Annotated in this window: 16 protein-coding genes; 6 read left to right on the forward strand and 10 right to left on the reverse strand. The window is 43.6% G+C overall.

All coding sequences use genetic code 11. The features are described 5' to 3' along the window. The 8 genes from ACRN9H_RS13445 to ACRN9H_RS13480 all read right to left on the reverse strand — a co-directional run bounded on the left by ACRN9H_RS13445 (position 1) and on the right by ACRN9H_RS13480 (position 8,422). Entirely contained in the window at positions 1-633 is a 633-nt protein-coding gene (locus ACRN9H_RS13445) for an NADH:ubiquinone reductase (Na(+)-transporting) subunit D (protein ID WP_076496277.1), read from the reverse strand. Further along, a complete protein-coding gene (locus ACRN9H_RS13450) occupies positions 633-1,421 on the reverse strand; it encodes a Na(+)-translocating NADH-quinone reductase subunit C (protein ID WP_432314382.1) in 789 nt (262 codons plus the stop codon). The genes ACRN9H_RS13445 and ACRN9H_RS13450 overlap by 1 nt, the downstream gene beginning before the upstream one ends. Continuing rightward, positions 1,414-2,613: an NADH:ubiquinone reductase (Na(+)-transporting) subunit B gene (locus ACRN9H_RS13455; RefSeq protein WP_432314384.1), complete on the reverse strand. Its 1,200-nt coding sequence runs from the start codon at positions 2,611-2,613 to the stop codon at positions 1,414-1,416. Before ACRN9H_RS13455 ends, ACRN9H_RS13450 begins: the two co-directional genes overlap by 8 nt. Beyond that, entirely contained in the window at positions 2,613-3,947 is a 1,335-nt protein-coding gene (locus tag ACRN9H_RS13460; protein WP_432314386.1) for a Na(+)-translocating NADH-quinone reductase subunit A, read from the reverse strand. The genes ACRN9H_RS13455 and ACRN9H_RS13460 overlap by 1 nt, the downstream gene beginning before the upstream one ends. A gap of 401 nt (positions 3,948-4,348) precedes the next feature. Continuing rightward, positions 4,349-6,403 carry a TonB-dependent receptor domain-containing protein gene (locus ACRN9H_RS13465; protein ID WP_432314388.1) on the reverse strand — a complete coding sequence of 685 codons (2,055 nt, stop codon included), beginning with the start codon at positions 6,401-6,403 and terminating at the stop codon, positions 4,349-4,351. A 165-nt stretch (positions 6,404-6,568) separates the two neighbouring features. Beyond that, positions 6,569-7,078, reverse strand: a complete 510-nt coding sequence (gene luxS, locus ACRN9H_RS13470; protein ID WP_006080460.1) for an S-ribosylhomocysteine lyase — start codon at positions 7,076-7,078, stop codon at positions 6,569-6,571. A gap of 251 nt (positions 7,079-7,329) precedes the next feature. Next, positions 7,330-7,650 (reverse strand): BolA family protein, encoded by a 321-nt coding sequence (locus tag ACRN9H_RS13475; protein ID WP_220775106.1) that lies wholly within the window; start codon positions 7,648-7,650, stop codon positions 7,330-7,332. 157 nt (positions 7,651-7,807) lie between these two features. Then, positions 7,808-8,422 (reverse strand): alpha-ketoglutarate-dependent dioxygenase AlkB family protein, encoded by a 615-nt coding sequence (locus tag ACRN9H_RS13480; protein ID WP_432314390.1) that lies wholly within the window; start codon positions 8,420-8,422, stop codon positions 7,808-7,810. Between the two features lie 83 nt (positions 8,423-8,505). Here ACRN9H_RS13480 and ACRN9H_RS13485 point away from each other — a divergent pair, with 83 nt between their 5' ends. Then, entirely contained in the window at positions 8,506-9,642 is a 1,137-nt protein-coding gene (locus ACRN9H_RS13485) for a methyltransferase (protein ID WP_432314473.1), read from the forward strand. Between the two features lie 158 nt (positions 9,643-9,800). On the opposite strand, the gene ACRN9H_RS13490 is transcribed toward ACRN9H_RS13485, so the two are convergent. Then, complete coding sequence (locus ACRN9H_RS13490) at positions 9,801-11,093, reverse strand: O-acetylhomoserine aminocarboxypropyltransferase/cysteine synthase family protein (RefSeq protein ID WP_432314392.1); 1,293 nt, start codon at positions 11,091-11,093, stop codon at positions 9,801-9,803. Positions 11,094-12,090: 997 nt separating this feature from the next. On the opposite strand from ACRN9H_RS13490, the gene ACRN9H_RS13495 reads away from it, so the two are divergent. Then, positions 12,091-12,477, forward strand: coding sequence for a GreA/GreB family elongation factor (locus tag ACRN9H_RS13495; protein WP_432314394.1), 387 nt, complete (start codon positions 12,091-12,093; stop codon positions 12,475-12,477). 730 nt (positions 12,478-13,207) lie between these two features. On the opposite strand, the gene ACRN9H_RS13500 is transcribed toward ACRN9H_RS13495, so the two are convergent. Then, positions 13,208-13,993, reverse strand: a complete 786-nt coding sequence (locus tag ACRN9H_RS13500; RefSeq protein ID WP_432314396.1) for an AraC family transcriptional regulator — start codon at positions 13,991-13,993, stop codon at positions 13,208-13,210. Positions 13,994-14,229: 236 nt separating this feature from the next. Here ACRN9H_RS13500 and ACRN9H_RS13505 point away from each other — a divergent pair, with 236 nt between their 5' ends. The 4 genes from ACRN9H_RS13505 to ACRN9H_RS13520 all read left to right on the forward strand — a co-directional run bounded on the left by ACRN9H_RS13505 (position 14,230) and on the right by ACRN9H_RS13520 (position 19,655). Next, on the forward strand, positions 14,230-15,120 hold the full coding sequence (locus ACRN9H_RS13505; protein WP_432314398.1) for a DMT family transporter: 891 nt from the start codon (positions 14,230-14,232) through the stop codon (positions 15,118-15,120). Between the two features lie 152 nt (positions 15,121-15,272). Next, entirely contained in the window at positions 15,273-16,904 is a 1,632-nt protein-coding gene (locus ACRN9H_RS13510; RefSeq protein ID WP_432314400.1) for a methyl-accepting chemotaxis protein, read from the forward strand. Positions 16,905-17,459: 555 nt separating this feature from the next. Continuing rightward, positions 17,460-18,797, forward strand: coding sequence for a Na+/H+ antiporter NhaC family protein (locus ACRN9H_RS13515; protein WP_432314402.1), 1,338 nt, complete (start codon positions 17,460-17,462; stop codon positions 18,795-18,797). A 129-nt stretch (positions 18,798-18,926) separates the two neighbouring features. Next, positions 18,927-19,655, forward strand: coding sequence for a 23S rRNA pseudouridine(2604) synthase RluF (locus ACRN9H_RS13520; protein ID WP_432314404.1), 729 nt, complete (start codon positions 18,927-18,929; stop codon positions 19,653-19,655). Positions 19,656-19,718: the final 63 nt, after the last annotated feature.

Below are 19,718 nucleotides of genomic sequence, written 5' to 3' on the forward strand. Positions count from 1 at the left end.
TTACCCTTTTGCTTCAACTTGCTCTGGCTTATAGGTACGTATAATCCAAATCAGAATACCGATCAGGAAGAACGCACTCGGAGGCAGTAGTAGCAAACCGTTTGGTTGATACCAGCCGCCATCAGAGATCTTGTGCAGGATTTCAACACCGAACAGAGAACCGTTACCAAACAGTTCACGTACGAAGCCAACCGCTAACAGAATGACACCGTAACCTAAACCGTTACCGATACCATCCATAAAGCTCAACATTGGCGGTGTTTTCATCGCGTAGGCTTCGGCGCGCCCCATTACGATACAGTTCGTAATGATTAAGCCCACGAATACCGACAACTGCTTAGAGATCTGATAAGCATAAGCCTGTAGCAATTGGTCAACCACGATCACCAAAGAGGCAATAATGGTCATCTGCACGATAATACGCACACTGCTTGGAATATGATTTCGGATCATTGAGATAAACAGGTTCGAAAACGCAGTTACCGCAGTTAACGCCAGCGCCATTACCAGAGCAGTCTCGAGTTTACTCGTTACTGCTAATGCACTACATACACCCAGTACTTGTAAAGCAATCGGGTTGTTGTTGACTATCGGTCCTGTCAGAACCTGTTTCAGTTCTTTAGCGTCAGACATTAGCTGAGACCTCCATTGCGTGCTTTTTCAATGAAACTCGCAAAACCTTCTTTTCCTAACCAGAATGTCAGTGAATGTTGTACACCGTTACTGGTTAAGGTTGCACCAGACAATGCATCAACACCGTATTCAGTGCTAGCAACAGCTGGGTTTTTAGTTACGCTGATAGCGAGTTTACCTTGCTCATCAAATAACTTTTTGCCATGCCATTTCGCTTTCCACTGTGCATTTTGTACTTCGCCACCTAAGCCAGGTGTTTCACCTTGCTCGTAGTAGACTAAGCTTTGCACTGTGTTTAGGTCAGCATCCATCGCAAGGAAGGCGTACATAGTTGACCATAGGCCATAACCATGGATTGGTAGAATGACACTCGTTAACTTACCTTGTTCATCACGAACCAGATAAACCACGGCGTTATCCGCTACACGCTTCACAGACGCAATGTCATTCTCAGGTACAAATGAGGTTTTCACATCACGAGACGCTTTACGTTGATCGAACGTGTCAGCATTAACACCCTCAACCCAAGCACCCGTTTTTAAATCGACCAGTTTAGCTTCGATGTGTTTGCCGTATGTATCCAAAATTTGCGCTTTAGTAACCTTGCCAGCTTTAGTATCGATAAGACCTGCGGCTTCCAGAATATACTTTTGCTTATCGAGCAGTTTATTTTCTGCTTGAGTCGGTCTCAGTAGAACGGCTGCAGTAGATACAAATATCGCACAAATCAAACACAGGCCAACGACGACAAATAAGGTTCTGCCGAACGAATCTTTATTATTAGCCACGGGCAATCCTCCGCTTGATATTTGCCTGAACCACGAAGTGGTCGAACAATGGCGCGAACAAGTTAGCAAACAAGATTGCCAACATCATGCCTTCAGGGAATGCAGGGTTAATCACGCGGATAAACACAGCCATTGCACCAATCAAGATACCGTATGCCCATTTAGCTTGATTAGTAAATGACGCTGACACCGGGTCTGTCGCCATAAAAATCATACCAAACGCAAAACCACCTAACACTAAGTGCCAGTACCAAGGCATTGCAAACATTGGGTTAGTGTCGCTACCGACAAAGTTAAGCAGAGTAGAAATGGCAATCATACCGACCATTACACCGCTAACGATACGCCATGATGCGATACGCGTGTAGATGATGACCAAACCACCTAACAGAATCGCTAATGTAGACACTTCACCGACAGAACCAGGAATGAAACCGAAGAACGAATTCCACCAGTTTTGGTTGATTGCGTAATCTAACGTGCCAGACGCCGCTTGGCTCAGTGCAGTTGCACCTGAGTAGCCATCAGCCACAACCCATGAGGTATCACCTGACATGTTCAACGGATAAGCGAAGAACAAGAAGGCACGACCCGCTAGTGCTGGGTTTAAGAAGTTACGCCCTGTACCACCGAATACTTCTTTCGCCACGACCACACCGAAGGTAATACCCAGCGCGACCATCCATAATGGAATAGTGGCTGGCAGCGTTAAAGCAAACAGGATAGAAGTCACGAAGAAACCTTCGTTGATTTCATGACCACGGATAGAGGCGAACAGTACTTCCCATATACCACCTACGGCAAAGGTCACCGCATAGATAGGTAGGAAGAAACAAGCGCCGTACCACATCAGTGCTGGCCAGCCAGAGTTTGCAGTCAGTTCAGTACCAAATAGGCTGAACAAGCTTACTTGCCATACATCAGGAGTCGCAAAACCCGCGATTAATGCAACTTGAGCTTGTAAACCTACGTTGTACATTCCCACGAACATCGCTGGGAAGGCACAAGCCCAAACCGTAATCATCATACGTTTTAGGTCGAGGTTATCACGAACGTGGGTTTTGCCCTTGTTCACTTTGCCTGGAGTATAAAAAATCGTATATGCCGCTTCAAACAGGGCATAAAACTTTTCGTATTTACCGCCCTTCTCAAAGTCGGGCTCAATACGTTCGAAAAAATCTTTCAAGCTCATTAGCCTTCCCTCTCGATCGTATTTAAACAGTCACGCAAATATGAACCGTAGTCATACTTGCCAGGACATACGAACGTACACAGTGCAAGATCTTCTTCATCTAACTCTAATGCCCCTAAAGTAGCAGCACCATCAAAGTCACCTGAAATTAAATCACGCAACAGCATAGTAGGAAGAATGTCCAATGGCATGACACGCTCATAGTTACCAATAGGTACCATAGCGCGGTCTGAACCACCTGTACTGGTCGTCATATTGAACAGACGAGAAGGAACAAGATGCCCTAAGAATGCACGAGTGATAGAATATTTGTCTGAACCAGGTAAAACCCAGCCTAAAAATTCTTTTTCTGTGCCTTCTTCTAGCAAACTGACTTGAGTATGGTAACGACCTAAATACCCCTGTGGGCCAACAGCTGTACGACCGTTCAGAACTGAGCCTGAAATTAGACGAACATCGCCATCTAAGGCTTCACCGGCAGTTAGTTCCGTCATACTGGCACCCATTACAGTGCGTAGTAGTCTTGGCTTAGCCGCTTTAGGGCCTGCGATCGCAATAACACGTTCGGTATTGAGTTCACCCGTAGTAAATAACTGACCAACAGCTATTACGTCTTGGTAACCAATATGCCAAACGGTACGTTTTGCAGAAGCAGACAATAAGAAGTGAATGTGAGTACCAACTAATCCTGCAGGGTGCACACCGGCAAATTCTTCAACTTGGGCGTTTGCGGCAGGAATATCAGCGCCAGGCGCTTTACAAAGGTAAACTTTACCGTCAGTAAGTCTTGCTAAAATCTTAAGACCGTTAGCAAAATCTTCTTTATGCTCACGGATCACCACAACGGGATCAGCGGCAAGAGGTTGAGTATCTATTGCGGTGACAAAAATACCAGCAGCAGAAGAGTCTACAGCAGGCACTTTGCTAAAGGGACGAGTTCGCAAAGCAGTCCATAAACCTGATTCAATCAGATTGTCACGAACTAACTGTGAGTCCAGCGTATCAAGCGCAGTGGCATCATATTTAGCAAAGGTAACACTTTCGTTTCCTTCAACTTCAATGACAACAGACTGCAAAACACGCTGAGCGCCCCGATTAATGTCTAATATAGTACCACTGGCTAAAGCCGTATATTTAACGCCTAAATTCTTCTTATCTTCAAAAAGAACCTGGCCTTTTTGTACTTTATCGCCCACTTTGATCTTCATCGTTGGACGTAAGCCAATATACTCTTCACCCAAAGTAGCTACATGTCTAATGGCTGGGCCATTATGGATAACTTGCTCTGGTCCGCCTGCTATAGGCAGTTCCAATCCTTTCTTAATTGTAATCATATCCACAAGCACTACGTTTGAAGGAAAGACAATGCGCCGCGTTCCTGCTAAATACGTAAGTTTTAAATAAAAACCTACTGCATTGAGCTAGCGCAGGTTTATTACAGAAATGCGATCGCAATCACGCCGGTCGCGCGCAGTTTACCCCAATTGACTTGGCATCGCCACGAAAATTATAGGTGATTTCAAACCTAAAAATTGGTTTAAAAGAATCATGCACTACAGAGTTCTGCTTCCGACTGAATGAGAGATCAGAAAAAGCGAATATTACGACCACTGGGTACTATAGCATTAATAATTAAAGATTTAATTTAGCAAAAAGTCGAAACATCCACTAAACGCGGCTTAAATCGATCTTATTTGTTTCAATTGATTTAAATTCAAACGAAATAAAATTCAACTTAAAAGCGCCATTGATAACCTAAATAGCTAATACGTCCATTTTCCGATCGAATTCCGCTATTTGATGCTGTTGTGACTAATGTCTCATCTAAGAGGTTTTCTATCCGAAAATAAATCTCATGGTGACGGTTAAAATGATAATTCGCCGCTAGATCTACCCGCCATTGTGAAGCTACAGGCTGTAATTCGGCGCCAAATTGGCCCATTTCGCGCTCAGATTGATAAAAGATATTAGCATTGATCGCATATTCGTCATATTTCATCCCAGCACTCAACTGCAATTGTTGCTCTGGTAACCAAGCCACTCTATCGCCAGCCACGACGCAGCCTTGGATTTCGTTGCAGCTATTGGTTTGATACTCGGCATTTGAATATTGATAATTCAAAGCTAAAGGCAACTGCACACTGCCAGCATCCCATTGATAGCCAAGATCCAGCTCAACGCCTTTGGTTAGTACATCGGTAACATTACCTTGAACCCACAAACGACTATCAGCACATTGGGTATACGCATCACAATTGACATGCAGATTATCAAAATCTTGAATATACGTTTTAATACCAGCATTAAAACGGTTGCTGGCATATTGGGCACTGACTTGATAATGCAATGACACTTGCGCTTCTTGATCAAGATTGCCCGCACTCGCAGCGGTCCATGAGCGGCGAATATCGGTACTGAGGCGCCAATCTCCTGCATCATATAAAACGCCCAGTTGCGGCATCCAATCGCTATCGGAAAAATCAACCGCATCGAGCCCCACATAAGCGATGTCGACCTCGCGGGCAACGTCGACTTGCTCATAGGCTAACGCGAGCTTGAGCTGTAATCCCGCCCAATTAAATAACGAGTCGATTGCTGAAGTGAATACAGTTGCATCGTCGGTATAGGCTGATAGCGCATTGGGCGCATCACTCATTAAACTTAAATCTTGCTGCCATAAGCTCTTCTGGTCGCCAAAGTGCATTTCGGCTTTATCGGTATGGTATCGGGCGCTGTAGATAATTTGGTGAGCGCCATATTGATTCACCGATTCTGTTTGCATACCAAAGGAGCTGAAATCATTGTCTTGTTGTAAGGAGGCGACCGCGACGCCATCGACTGTCGGCAGCCGTTCAAATGCGGCCAGCGCTGCTAAACTCTGGGTATCGAGCATTTGCCCATCAAATTGATTGAGTTGATTTAATTGCTGCGAATAGGATTGATAGTAAAAGTCTGTGATGACCTTATGCCCACCACTAAGCGCAACTTGGTGCGACAGTTGATACTTATGGTGCCGCCCTTGGTGCTTATCTCCAGCCGTGGCTGAATACAAACTCATCGGGTCTTGTTGCCAATCGGCCTGCGTTAAGCCGAGTTGGGAGCGATAGCTATCATCATCGAGGAACTGATAGGTAAACTCAGTCACCTGCGGACTTCGGGCGCCGAGTAAACTCGCAGCGTTGATTTTAAATAAGATATCAGTGGTTTGGCGGTCAGTATCTTGACCATTGAGTAAGTGATCGGCGCCGCTACCATCACTGTAGTTAACCGCGAGTATCATACCGTATTCTTTTTGCTTCACGCCCCAGTTCACATCGACACTGTAGTCAGAGTCAGTATTGCCTTCGAGCGTCACTTTACTGTTTTCCGCTTGCTCGGCCACAGGTAAGGTTTGATAACTCACCACCCCAAACGCCCCTTGCCCACCAACCGCCATATTCGCCATTGGCGTGACAGTGACACTCTGTTGTTGCAGCAGATTGGGTAATAGTTGTAATTGCGGTGCAGAATAAGGCGCAGGTGAGAAATACACTCTATCTTGCAATACGGCCACGCCTTGACTCGCGCTGCGCATATTAATGCTTGCTGGATTTCCGTTAAGATCTGCAGGTAAAACCGTCAAAGCCGTTAACTGGCCTAACGCTAAACTGTCAGCAGTGGAGTGGAATGTGTCATTGAGCTGATTCAGTTCAAGCATTTGACTGTGGAAATCATCGGCGAACGTTGTGTTAGAACAGGCAAGAGATACAGAAATTGCACAGAGTGATACTGTGAAGTAACGACTAGGCATACCAAGCTCCCAAAAATTTTGTTAGCGTACGGTGTTTTTGTTATTAACTTGTAAAATAGCTGAGTTTGTTTGAAAAAAAAAGCGACTCTCGTCGCTTTCTCTTATTAACTTCAGGAAACTGAATTTACTGGCTAAGCACTCTTATACAAGTAAGAGTGCTAACCGTTACAGATTACCCAAAATTTCATCGCTTAATTTCAAGTCATCATTACGATTGACACTCACGCCAGCCGCAATGATATTACGAGCGATATCTTGTGCCTGCTCTAATGAATGCATCTCATAAGTACCACACTGGTACTCGTTAAGTTCTGGAATTTCTGACTGCTCAACCACTTTAAGCACATCTTCCATCGCAGCTAACCACGCATCGGCCACTTGGCGCTCAGTCGGCTCACCAATCAAACTCATATAAAAGCCGGTACGGCATCCCATTGGCGAAATATCGATGATCTCAACATTGCTACCATTTAGATGGTCACGCATAAAGCCAGCGAATAAATGCTCCAGAGTGTGAATACCACGCTCACTGAGAATATCTTTATTCGGCGCGCAAAAACGTAGATCAAATACCGTAATCGCATCGCCCTTTGGCGTGCTCATATGCTTAGCAACACGAACTGCTGGGGCATTCATCCGAGTGTGATCAACAGTAAAACTATCAAGTAGTGGCATAAGGCTCTCCAAATTCTCAGGGCGACACAACGCCGCTATAACTGTGGGTTTATGGTTTTAAAGCATAACACCAAAATAATTATGCCGATAACAAGATAAACAAAGATGAAATCATCTCATCTATATCCTATCCCAAAAAACAACAAACAAGACTGCCACCTTACACGAGACTAAAAATATTAGCCTAAAACAAAAAAGCCACTCGCGTTAGGAGTGGCTTTAAAACTACAAAATAGACTTAAATTTATTAATTATCCGCGGCAATTTGGCGTATTGGCCACTTGCGCGTCCGCATCCCATTCACTTTGAGTAAAAGTATGAATAGATAATGCATGCACCCCATTCTCTAACTCATGGGCCAATTGCGTGTTCACTAATCGATGACGAGCCAACAGGCGTAAACCATCAAATTGTCCACTCACGAGCACCACTTTAAAATGAGTTTCTGAATTTGGCGGTACATGATGGCGATTACTTTCGTTAATCACTTCTAAGTGGGTTGGCGAAAAACCTGCCGTTAACTTCTGCGTGATAATGTTAGCCACTGTGCCCTGGGTTTGAGTATTGGACATATTCGAGTCTCAGAATGGGAAAATCCAGTGGGCGAAGATTACTGCTTCGAGTGGAAAAGATCAAATGGCGACGCTTGTAGGTGGCGCTACTTATCATATTACCAGCATGGCCAAATTATTTTTTACCACCATGCATCGAAGGTGTGTAGCACATGCATTAACGATGAAAATTAACGATTAATTGTCTAAAGGTATAGTTCCAACGCGGCTCTTTTACTTTCAAACGTTTAGGTAAACTGTGTAACCAGTCACTTTGCATAGGCCAGTGCATGATCAGTAGATCGCCACTGTGCAAACTTATGCAGTACTTGGTTTGGCTGTGCTTATGCTTAAGCACAAAATCCCGCGTGGCGCCTAAGGTAATAGAAGCAATATGACTCCCCTGAGCAATTTCAGGTTCATCATCACTGTGGGCACCCATACAATCCTTACCATCGGCGTAGCGATTCACTAATACCCCATTGCTCTCCAAGCCATAATCCCGCGCTAACTTACCCCTCAACTTGTGAGCATATTTAGGCCAAGGTAAGGCGCGGATAAACAGTCCTGAATATAAATAGTCGCAGCCCAAATCGCCAAACCACACTTGCTGGCGAGGAATCGCGTGAAGCTGACCAAAGACTTGGATTTCAGGGCGACTTAAGGGATAGGTCAGCGCTTCTTTCATTAGCGCCACTTGCTGCTCAGCATTAAGATAACCCCGCACTAAGTTGATGGGCGGTTTAATTTGAGCCTCACCCTCTGTATCAAACCCTAACTTACCTTGCTGCATTGACGTCCTCCATGCGAGCCGTCGCACTGCGCCATGAAATCTGCGATAATCTGCGCCTTAAATTTATTGGCGCAGTGTGGCACATGACAACACAATTTTCAGTAGCGGGTGTTGAACTCGAACTCTTACGGTATCCGGCTCAGCAGGAATCTAATCTCCAAGCTTGGGATGCCGCCGATGAACACTTACTCAAAAGCCTTATTGAGTCAGAGCAAGCCGCCGTGCCAACCGCCATTATCAACGACAGTTTCGGCGCCTTAAGCTGTGGTGTATCGAAACTGAATCCAAGTTGGCCACTGTGTGTTGAAACCGATGCCAGAACCAGCTTTTTAGGCACAGAACAAAACCATGGCCGCAATCAGTTGCCAATGGATAATCTGCAATGGTTTACCAGCCGCGATACCTTGCCTGAAAACTTAGCCTTAGTATTGATGAAGTTGCCTAAGAACTTAAGCTACTTTGCCCACCAGCTAACACGCTTATCGCAAGTGTTACCCGCTGGCACTCGTGTATTAGTGGCCGCCAAAGCCAAATCGATTAATGGCGCCTTGCTCGATGTCTTTGCTAAGCATTTAGGCCCAGCAAGCGCTAGTTTAGCGTGGAAAAACACGCGAGTGATCACCTGTGTCAGTGATGGTAAACCCAAACTATTAGCCAAAGAAGTGACTTGGGCCGTACCTGAATATCAACTTGAGATCAGCAACTTAAGTAATGTGTTTGCCGCCAACAAACTCGATATTGGCGCGCGCATCATGCTGGAGAATCTGCCCAAAGGGGATTTTAAGTCGATTGTCGATCTCGGCTGTGGCAATGGCGTGCTGGGACTGCGAACCGCTCAGTTATTCCCAGAGGCTGATATCCACTTTATCGACGATTCTGAAATGGCAGTCGCATCAGCCAAGGCAAACTGGGCACGCAACCAATTACCCGCAGACAAAGGCCACTTCTATTGGGACGATTGCATGACGCATCTGCCAGAAGAAGTCCAACCGGATCTGGTGCTGTGTAATCCGCCGTTTCATCAAGGTGAAGCCATTACCGATCATATCGCCTGGCAGATGTTTTTAGATGCCCACCGCCGGTTAAAAGATGGCGGCATCTTACATATTGTGGGTAATCGTCATTTAAATTATCACGTGAAATTACAGCGCTTATTTCAGAACTGCACCACAGTCGCCTCCAATGGTAAATTTGTGATATTGCAAGCACAGAAAAAATAGCCCATTAAATCACGCAGCTGATTAAAAGTTCAGGTGAGTAAGACTCACAGTTAATTTTACGGACAAAAAAGCCGCCAGCGACAGAGTCGGTGGCGGCTTTTAATTTTTAAATCATTAATTTAAGAATAAAACGTTAAAAGATTTCAATCACACTGCAATTAGAGCAGTGCTTTATCAAGTGCCTGCGCAACATCGGCAATAATATCGTCGATATGCTCAATCCCAACCGAAATGCGCACGAGATCCTCTGATACCCCTGCCCTTGCTAACTCATTAGCATCTAATTGTCTGTGCGTCGTACTCGCGGGATGACAGGCTAACGATTTTACATCGCCAATATTGACTAAGCGCAAAATCATCTGCAGCGCATCAATAAAACGTCCACCTACAATTTTACCTTCTTCAGACGTGGCCGCTTTAATACCAAAACTAATAATCCCAGAGGCTTTACCACCGGTGATTTTGTGGCAATTCGCTTGATAAGGACTGTTGGCTAAGGCGCCGTAGTTCACCCAACTGACCGCGGGATGCTGCACAAGATATTCTGCCAAGGCTAACGCATTGGAACAATGGCGCTCCATTCTAAGACTTAAGGTTTCTAGCCCTTGTAACAGTAAAAATGCACTGTGTGGTGAAAGCGCAGCCCCCGTATTACGTAGCGGCACAACGCGGCAACGACCAATAAACGCGGCAGGTCCAAAGGCTTCGGTATACACCACGCCATGGTACGAAGGATCCGCTTGATTGAGTAACGCAAATCGCTCTTTATTCGCCACCCAATCAAACTTGCCTGAGTCAATAATCGCGCCGCCAATCGTTGTACCATGGCCGCCAATATATTTAGTTAGAGAATGGATAACGATATCAGCACCATGTTCAAACGGACGACATAGCACAGGTGTCGCGACCGTATTATCGACAATTAAAGGCACACCATGTTTATGGGCTATCTCAGCTAAACGCTGTAAATCAACAATATTACCTGCTGGATTTCCGATGGATTCGCAAAACAAAGCTTTGGTTTTGTCATCAATTAACTCATCGAGTCCTGCAAAATCATCGAAGGCCGCCATACGCACTTCAACACCTTGGCGCGGCAGCGTATGGGCAAACAGATTATAAGTACCGCCATAAAGCTGGCTAGTACTGACAATATTATCGCCAACCTGAGTCAATGCTTGAATCGCATAGGTAATGGCCGCCATACCCGATGCCACAGCCAGCGCACCTATACCACCTTCAATGGCGGCAAGACGCTGCTCTAACACACTAGTAGTGGGATTCATGATCCGCGTATAAATATTACCTGCGACTTTTAAGTCAAATAAATCAGCGCCGTGTTGGGTATCATCAAAGGTATAAGAAGTGGTTTGATAGATAGGAACTGCGGCCGCCTTGGTGGTCGCTTCTGACTCATAACCATGATGCAATGCCAGTGACTCTAGTTTCATTTTCCCTTCCTTATTGATATCGCTTATTAACGGTGCCGACGGATTAACGCTATGTAGTTGTCAGTTACAATACTTCGCTAATCTGCATCCTCACTCATCTGTATTTTCGCTAATCACAATGCCAGCCTTCAGCCAAACAACATTGGGACAGCATTGGATTTGTGCATGTTCAACAAGCTAACAGACAGCCATCTAGAAGTCTAAATATTTTTAACGAGTCAATGTTCAATCATTATCTGCATCATGTTTTATAAGTTTGTTAAACACTGCGTTGGCTGTGACTATCCGAATATGGTTATGTGAACATGGCTATCTGAATGTGGCTTTAAGCGATGCATTATCCAGCGGGATGCATCTAGAGCATTGATTTGACGAGCTTAGGCTTTAAATTGAACTCCTCGTTCTATTTTTATAAACCTTGATTTAAATACGCTAAGCCACACAATTGCTCCTAAAGAGTATTATTTTAGCGCTGCACTATAAAACAAGCTGTTTATTTGATGAGCGTAAGTCATGTCTTACGAGCGTTATTCCAGCCTCAAACTCATTCCTACAGACAAATAAGTCTATTTGTCGACATTAGTAGAGTCAGGCTTGCTTTATTTTTTTACTTGTCCTATGGTATCAAGCAAGCAATTATGGTGTATCAGATTAGCCAATAACGACTAAGTTTTTAGATAAAAACCAGCTACGAAATCAACTATCATCACTTTAATTATTATGTGATTAGATAAAGATTAAATAGCGAAACACTCATTCTGACTGGAGATGTAAAACTATGTTTAACAATGCATTTTCATCACTATCTTTTAATGGGCTTGCTACTAGGCTTAACTCAGTAAGCACCATTCGCTTCTCTCTCAAATTCCCAGTTTAAGCCGAGCGTCACTCACGCTCGGCAGATACTAAGTAGTTTTTCAAATAAACACAGAATACCAATAACAGTATTATATAATTCTCTGTTTATCTTTGTAACTTCGTTATTTTAGAGGCGGCAATGACATACTCTTTTTTTAACGGTTTCTTTCAGAATCTTATTCTAAAAACAGAAACGTATTATTTACAAAATAGCTTTAACACCTCCCTACGTCCAACCGCATTAGCGGGAGTGATTAGCAAGCTTGAGCAATTAAAAAATGATAGCGCAAGCGATAACGTCACTGTAGGAAAGCAAATCTGTTTAGTTAATTTGCAGGATCAACAGGAATATCAAGTTGAACTTGTGTATCCACAAAAACATAAACCCAGTGCAGGACGCTATTCTGTGATATCAGATTTAGGTGTCAGCTTACTTGGACGGTCAAAGGGCGAGATGGCAGAGGTCAACATTTTAGGCAAACCCGTTCTATTTATGATTAAAGACATTGGTTTAATTAAAAAATAGTTTTTATTTATAATAATCTAGGTAGCTATTTGACATCTATATACATTTTAAGTGTTCGTTTTTAAAAATAGTATATTCAATTCAGTGGCAACATACTAAAAACTCGCTTTAGCGACAAAGCTTATAGCGGCTTTAAACACGGTAAAATAAGAGGAAATTTTATTTTGAAGTCATTAACTGGCCGCACTATTTATTAATGATGCACATTGATTATGCGATGAAGTATAAACAAAACTAACATTTAAACTAACTCATACATTAGCTTATATAAAGTCATGGCAGCGCTTTATTCGCTATACAATATGATGTACGAGGTATAAGTATTACACCTCAATGGTTAAGTTTATACAGCAATAATTTTATGCATCACGATAAATCATTTAGTTCAATCGAAATTAAAAAATTGAACCTCACTATCGAAACCGAATTGCGGCGCGGAGTAGGTAGTTACCTTCACTTTGGAGTCAATATCTATGAGTAAAGAAAAAAATAAAAAACCGCCAATGAAAACCTTAAAAGAGAAGCGTCAGGATAAACGGAACCGCCCTAAAGCATCCGACTAATCTTATCCTAAAAATTTCTTCAATCCTCTCTTGAAATAAGTAAAAAATAGGGTGCTAAATACTTTAGCGCCCTATTTTATTTTATCGGTTTATTACTCAGTCACGCTATTTCTGCAATCCAGTTTTCATTGGGTAATCTATCGTTTCATACATCCTAACGTCATAAACTATCCCAATCGGCGCCGATACTGTTCTGGTGAACACTGAGCATACTTTTTAAACATCACGATATAAGGTGAGGTTTGGTTATAGCCAAGCGTTAATGCAACTTCTTTTATCGCTAATCCTTGCCGCAATAATTGCAGTGAATAAATAAACTTATGCCTTTGCCTTAATTCAGTAAAACTCATACCTAATACTTGTTGGCAGCGACGAGCCAAGGTGCGTTCAGTGGTATGTAACTCAACCGCCCAAGTTTTAAAGGTTTTTGAACTTGCGGGATCGGCCTCAAGCGCCTGCAACAGCGGATATAACAGTTTATCTGTCGCATTGGGTAAAAACTGCGGTAAGGCTTGGCCTAAAGTTAATTGATCGAGTAAAACCTTCACTAAACGTTTATCTGCAGGTGTTTCTGCAACCTTAACGCCTCGCTCTCGCAAATCATTAACAATCGATTGGGCAATAGGCGTTACGCTTAAAAGACAAGTTTTAAGGGGAAAGCCTAATGTCTGTTCGACGACAATGTTCATTGAACAATAATGAATACTGCGCCGAGTATAACTTTCATGCTCTATACCTGCAGGTACCCAAATAGCATATTGTGACGGTGATAAAAACCGCTGCCCTGCGGCATGTAACTCCATAATACCGCCGTTAATTAACTGCAATTGCCCCCAAGTATGTTGGTGTTTGGGCGTAACCGTATTAGGTAAAAAGGCCTCATAATTGAAAAAGATATCCGCAAGAGGTTTTTGATCTGCCCATAGGGGATGGTAAACCATTTTTTTGTTCATATTTTCATCTCAAGCGGATATTACCTGCTTCACCCATGTTAACGGTCTCAACCCCACATTACGGTATTAATGCAATAACGCGAGAATGCTCATGCAAGGTGTAATATTTAACCACACTCTGTCCGAAGTGAAACTGACCTTGTCTGTTAAGCGATATTTATATCGCAGCCGACCATAGATAATAGCGGCTTATAAGGTGATGTCGATACTTAACGACGCTAGATTAAGGCAAAATTATGTTGTACCTATTTCCCCTATTGGCTGTCTTTATCTGGGCGGGTAATTCGATTGTGAATAAGCTTTCCTTTGGAATGATTGAGCCCGAAGCTATCGCTTTTTATCGTTGGTTTTTCGCCATGCTAATACTGACGCCATTTGTTATTAAGCCTGTATGGCAAAAACGCTATATTATTCAGCCGCTTTTACCAAAATTTGCCACGCTGGCATTGCTCGGCATGGTGCTAAATCAGAGTCTGGCTTATTTTGCCGCCGCCACTACAACTGCAACAAATATGGCCCTGTTCACCTCATTAGTGCCGATGATGAGCCTATTTTTAGCCGTACCATTACTCAAACAAAAGTTATCACCACTTGCATTGGTCGGTACGTTTATTTCACTGTTTGGACTGGTTTTTATGTTGGGTCAGGGCGATATCGTAAACTTTTCGGTTGGCGTAACCCAAGGCGACATACTGCTACTGATCAGTGCTTTTATGTATGCCCTCTATGGCGTTTTAATCAAACGCTGGCAACTGCCGTTAGCCACTTGGGAATCTGTATATATTCAAGGCGTCATCGCTGTCGTTTTACTCTTACCGCTATTATTTAGTAGCCCTAGTATGGCCATGACCGCACAATCAGCGCCACTAGTCATGTATGCCGCAATTGCAGCCTCACTTTTGGCACCATGGGCGTGGATCAATGGTATCAATCGACTCGGGGCAGATCGCGCAAGCGTATTTTTCAATCTGATGCCTATTATTGCAGCGGTACTGGCGGCAATTATCCTAAATGAGACCTTAGCCATTTATCATTATATTGGCGGTTCTATGATTATTATGGGGGTTATGCTGGTGCAGATTAAATTTAAACCTAAAGCCGTCCCCAGCTTAGCTTGCCCCAAATAACCTAGCCCAAAACATCAAAGCCTTGGCAACACTGTCAAGGCAATTCATACGCGAATCATAAACATAAAATAGAGTCGTAATTCGCTGCAAATAAAGGCAATTTCATAAATAACGGCTAAGCTATTTAGTAAGTTATTAATGGAGATGTCCCTATGTTCAATAGTATTCGTGTTAAGTTTTCGCTGATGTTTGCCATTATGGCGGCAGCACTGATTATTATGGCAATAACCGACGCTACGCAGAGCCGTGCGACGGTGAAACAAATGCAAGAATTTAGTCAGTTATTTAATCCGGCAATTTCAGCAATACTCAATGCTGATCGCGATCTTTACCAAGCGCAATTAAGCGAAGAAGTGTTACTAAAACCAGAGCTAAGCGCTGATATTCGCAAGAGTGAAATTGATAATTGGCAAGAAAACGTCAATCAATCCCGCGATAGAATGGGTGAATTCAACAAAATCCTCAAAGATCATCCCCAAGTTTTAGCATCAACCCAGGGATTTGATGCGCAATTTTCGCTTTGGTATCAAGCTTCGTCTGAAGTCATTAACGCCGTCAAAAACAATGATATTGAAAGCGCCAAACGGCTGCACGAAACTAAAGCTAAACAAGAGTTTGATGCGTTAAGAAACATCTATAATGCCGCCGGTGAGGCCGCGGATGACAGAGTCAAAGAGTTAGATTTACAAGCATCGGCACAAGCAACCACTCAAAGCCAAATATCCTTAACTATCGCCAGCTTAGTGGCTATTGGCGCCCTTCTTATTGCCTATTTCGGTCCTAAAATTATCGTTGATGCTATTAAAGATATTACCAACAGAATCAATGATATTACTGACGGAGACGGAAACTTAACCCAGCGGATCCCCATAGTTCGCCAAGATGAAATAGGCGCACTAGCCCATGCTTTCAACTTATTTGTCGCGCAGTTACAAGAAATGGTTATCGCAATTATTAGTCAAACTAAAGATGTGAGTCAAACCGTTGAAAATCTAGCGATTAAGTCAGCCACAACAATCAGTATCAGCCATGAACAAGAGCAGTTTGTCGATACCATAGTCACCGCAGTCAATCAAATGAGTGCTGCGGTGAGAGAAGTTGCCACAAATGCTCAGCACACGGCAAGCGAGATCACTAAGGTGAATGAGCAAACGATAGAAGGTAAAAAAGTATTATCGCAGTCAGTCGATCATATTCAGCAACTTTCTGAATCGGTAAAAAATGCGGTGGTCGTGATCGAAAAACTCTCCGTTAACTCAGCCAATATCGCCTCGGTACTCGATGTGATCCGCTCCATTGCTGAGCAAACAAATCTTTTAGCACTTAATGCTGCTATTGAGGCCGCTCGCGCAGGTGAACAAGGCCGCGGCTTTGCTGTTGTCGCCGATGAGGTGCGTACCTTGGCGAGCCGAACAGGCTCTTCAACCCAAGATATTCAGCGCATGATTGAAGAATTACAACGCGGTGTAAACGATGCGGTGAGAAGTATTGAATCAGGCGCCAGCTTGACCGCGTCCACGGTCAGCCTCGCCAGCCAAACCCAAGACGCATTAGATGAAATATTAAACTCCACCTCTAAGGTCAGTGACATGTCCACTCAAACCGCCACAGCGACTGAAGAACAAACCCACGTGACGGAGGAAATTAACCGTAACTTGACAGAATTATCTGATAAAACAAGATACTGCAATTCAGTGATTCAAGAAACACAGCAAATTGTAATCAGCACAAAAGCCATTTGCAGTAATCTTCAAAAAGAAGTGGCACGGTTTAAAGTTGCCTAGGTTGGCTAATTTATAACAGTAAGCGATTGTAACCATAAAGAGTGCCCAGCGTTGGCACTCTTTATTTAAGCCTTTTATGAGCCTGTTGATACCACTATAGCCAAAACTAATACGACTTTTGGGCTCTATGGATTACAGATAAATGCTAATCAATAGCAACATACACTCTTATCATCGCAGTAATCTTGCAGCATCATTCAATAACCCTTCTGCCAAAAAATGCCTTTCTTGGGCAAATTCAATTTAATATTCGGCTTATGGCCTCAAAATAATCATAGAAAATCATATAAAAACAACTATTTCAGCGTTAGTTTAAAATAATAAAGTATTGATTAAATTATTAAATACCCATCAAATATCATGTTGCACAACCAAATAATAACCTCACGATCACATTAGAAGTAAAAACGTCTAGACGTCTAAATTGACACGATGCAGAGGATCAAATATGCTTCGCCTTAAGTTGCTAAGATACGAAGCTAAAGCGACGCCCATTTAAACGAGTTTGACTGCTAAGGATGCTGCGGAAAAACGCTAAGTATAAGAGAGATAACATTGAGCGATTCATCAACAGTAACATCACAGCACAGCCCGGCATCTTTCGTTGCCCTGTTGCCATTATTTGTCTTCTTAGGTCTTTTTATTGGCGCTGGCATGTATTTTCAAAGCCAAGGTGTCGACTTTGCTTTTTATCAATTACCGAGTGTTATCGCTATTTTACCCGCGATCATACTGGCGATAATTTTATCGAAGCAAAAATTAAATCAATCGATTGATACCTTTATTGGCGGTATTGGTCACAGCAATATTATTGCTATGTGTTTGATTTATTTGTTAGCAGGCGCCTTTGCTGCCGTCGCTAAAGCCACTGGCGGCGTCGATGCCACGGTTACGTTAGGTTTATCGTTAATCCCATCAAATCTGTTATTACCCGGCTTTTTTGTCATTGCCGCTTTTATTGCAACTGCAATGGGCACCTCAATGGGCACCATCGCCGCCGTAGCCCCCATCGCCCTTGGCGTAGCCGACCAAGCACAAATCGACTATGCCCTGATGGCCGGCGCTGTAATGTCTGGAGCCCTATTTGGTGACAACTTGTCGATTATTTCCGATACCACCATTGCAGCCACTCGTACCCAAGGCTGTGATATGAAAGATAAATTTCGTGAAAACCTCATTTTCGCTATCCCAGCATCACTGCTGACTTTTATTGCCTTTGTATTTGCAGGCCAAGGCCAAGCGGAGTTAGCCGCGCAGAACATCGATTTTATTAAGGTCATTCCTTATCTGACCATTTTGATCTTAGCCGTGGCAGGTTTGAACGTATTTGTGGTGTTAACCTTAGGTATCTTGCTCGCGGGCGCAACCGGTTTATTGACCATGGATTACGGCGTGATCCAATTTGGTAAAGATATTTATGCCGGCTTTAGTAATATGCAGGAGATTTTTATTCTGTCTATGCTGGTCGGTGGTTTAGCGGCGCTCATGCAGCAGCAAGGTGGCCTCACCTTTGTAAGCAAACAGATTGAAAAGCTGATCACGCGTTTCTCAAAGGCACAAGGTGAAGCATCATGCCGCGCAGCAGAGCTAGGTATGGCTGGCATAGTCGCAGTGACTAATTCTTGCGTGGCCAACAACACGGTTTCTATCGTTGTGACGGGCGATATTGCCAAGGACTTAGCCGAAAAACATGGCGTGAGCCCAAAGCGTGCCGCCAGTATATTGGATATATTCGCCTGTATTATCCAGGGGTTAATCCCTTACGGCGCCCAAGCTTTACTTATCGCCTCGACCTTTAGCATCACACCACTAGCTGCGGTATCACACGCTTGGTATTGCATGATTTTAGCCGTAGTCGCTGTTGCGATTGTGATTTTCCGCAAACGTCATTGATAGATAGCACTGTACTTATCGCGTGTTAAACAGCAGGTTGAAATAGCTAATTAAGATGCCGATAAGTACCATTGAAGGAGCCGGATTCGGCTCCTTTTTTATGTTTAAATTCATCAACATTGGATTACTATGCGCCTCGCAAAATACCTCGCCCAATGTGGCATTGGCTCACGCCGTGAAGCCTGCCGTTTGATTGAGGCTGGGCGCATCACGCTCAATGGCCGCATCGCCTGCCACACAGATCCTATCCATTTAGACGAATCTTTAAACTGCCTCGATAGTATTGAGCTTGATGGCACACCTATCATTCAAACCGAAACGCTCGCCTATTGGATGTTTAACAAAGCCGTGGGCACAGACTGCCGACTGCTGGAGCAAGATGAAACTAGCCTTATACACTTGCTTCCTAAAGCGCCAAGACTCTATCCTGTCGGCAGGCTCGATAAAGATTCTCGCGGCCTACTGCTGTTAACTAATGATGGCGAACTGACCCATAAACTCATGCACCCCAGTTTTGCCCACAGCAAAACCTACCATGTGCGCCTCGACAGGCCATTTAATGATGATTTTGTTGAACAAATGGCCAGTGGAGTGCGTTATAAATACCTGCAAACCCTGCCCTGCCACGTCCACCGACTCAGTTCGGACAGCTTTGAAATCGTACTAACCCAAGGGCTAAATCGACAAATTCGGCGTATGTCCAAGGCGCTCGGGTATCGCGTTATCGATCTTGAACGTATTGCCTTAATGACATTGAATTTACACGAATTAGCATTGGGTGAGTTACAAGAAGGCCAAATGCGGCCATTAACAGAATCGGAAATTGCAGAGCTAAAAGTAGCGCTGACGATAATATAAATAGATGGTTGGTTGGGATATTACATTAAGCCAATAGCTGTTAATCGTCTGCCCCAAAGCAAG

The organism is Shewanella sp. MF08487, assembly GCF_050848685.1.
In the GTDB taxonomy this organism is placed as follows: domain Bacteria; phylum Pseudomonadota; class Gammaproteobacteria; order Enterobacterales; family Shewanellaceae; genus Shewanella; species Shewanella glacialipiscicola.